We start from the raw sequence: 1729 nt of genomic DNA, 5'->3' as shown, positions 1-1729 counted from the left end.
TATGCACCTTTACCATTCTTATTAATTTTATATTCGTTATATCAATTCTTATTAGTAAAGTCTTGCATTTTTAAAAAGTTATTAATTAATTTAGTATCTTTTTTTTGATTAGTAAGTGGATTATAAATGCTAATTTCTAAATCTCGTGGATTTAAAAAATTAGCATTATCTTCACAAATTCTTTTTTCTAAAATCTCATTATGTTTTTGAACAGTAACATTTTTACGATTAGTAATCGTTGATGCTAAATTAAGATAATAACTATCAATATCATAATCTTTTTTTATTTTATTTTTGGCTGGTAACAATCCCATTTATATCACCTCTTTATTTTGTATCTTCTTTTTTAATAACATCTTCAATACTATCTTTATTTTGTTCTTTTTTATGTGTTTTGATAAATCTAATTGTTTCAATAATTAAAACAATAACCCCAAAACCATTAAGCATTGCACCAATAATTACATATGCAGGTCAACCAATTCCTAATTTAGTAGGTCCTATAAAACAAATAATAATTCCTGCAATAAAAAACAATGATGAAACTCCAAAGATTTTCAAAAACATAATTACATCTTTAACTTCTACTTTTGGCATAATAGCATCTCCTTCCTATATGGGCGTTCCCTCACCCTGAAATTCATAAATTTTTGATGAAGCATCTAATTCAAATGCTGCTGTATTGTGTGTTTGATAATTAACAAGAAAACATCTAATTTTATTTGTTACGCCTTTATTTTGTCCAATAAAACTACTTTCAATAATATTACTTGTAGTATGCCCCAAATATGGTGGTGATAAAAAAACATATATATTTGCAGCACTAACAGCTCCTTGATTATTATAAAATTTAGAAGAAACAGGATTTTTAATTACTCCAAAACTATAAGAACCATTGACAAAATATCATTTATTTATTTTAAGTTGTCCATTTTTTACTTCTTTTCATAAAGGACTATTTTCATATGTAAAATAATTATTTTTTATTTCTAAAATATTATTATTTAAATTATTTGTTATATTTTTGCAATATTCATATACTGATTTTGCAGTTGGTACTTCTTCATCTGTTGACGTATCATTAATGGTTTTTGTTATTGGTACTTGAATATTATTTTGTACTGTTCTGACTGCTTTTGTAAAATCTGGCGTATTTTCTGGGGTTATATCATGAATAAATCCAATATCATAATTTGCATAAATTCTTGTAGTTTTAACATAACTAGTACAATCTATTCAATCAATACTTAGATTAGATTTTTCTGTTAATTTATCTTGTTTGTTATTAAAATTTTCTTTTGTTTCGTTTGAAAAATTATCTATTTTTTTATCTAATTTGTCATCAGTTTCTATTCTTTCTGTTTTTTCTTTTTCTATTAAAGCATCAACTTCTAACTGAGTATAATATGCTTCTAAATCTATCATTGTTAAATCAATACCTTCTTCTTGAAAAGTACGAAACATTTTCTTTAAAGTTGTTAAATTAGCCAATGATTTTGCATAAGTAGGCAATAGACCTTGTCATGTTGCCATAGGGTCATTTTGTGAAGAATAATTAATATTACCAACACTCATATTTGCCGAAGTAAAAAACTCAATTGGAATACGGTTAAATGTTCAATGTTCAACAGTAATAAACACCATATTAATACAAATTTTCTTTAATAATGGGTCTTTAAATGTTTCAAACTTTAATTTTGAAAATGGATAATTCAAATATGAATTAATC

Annotated in this window: 3 protein-coding genes; all 3 read right to left on the bottom strand. The window is 24.5% G+C overall.

Features of this window, described 5'->3' with window-relative positions:
- On the bottom strand, positions 1–314 hold a 314-nt coding region (locus D9R21_RS06225), incomplete at its 3' end, for a hypothetical protein (RefSeq protein WP_148108866.1).
- 13 nt (positions 315–327) lie between these two features.
- Positions 328–597: a hypothetical protein gene (locus D9R21_RS06220; RefSeq protein ID WP_126821513.1), complete on the bottom strand. Its 270-nt coding sequence runs from the start codon at positions 595–597 to the stop codon at positions 328–330.
- Positions 598–612: 15 nt separating this feature from the next.
- Positions 613–1729: hypothetical protein (locus tag D9R21_RS07535; protein WP_158613959.1), on the bottom strand; the 1117-nt coding region annotated here is incomplete at its 5' end.

The organism is Spiroplasma endosymbiont of Megaselia nigra, assembly GCF_003987485.1.
In the GTDB taxonomy this organism is placed as follows: Bacteria; Bacillota_I; Bacilli_A; order Mycoplasmatales; family Mycoplasmataceae; genus Spiroplasma.
This window is presented reverse-complemented; position numbering and strand designations above follow the sequence as displayed.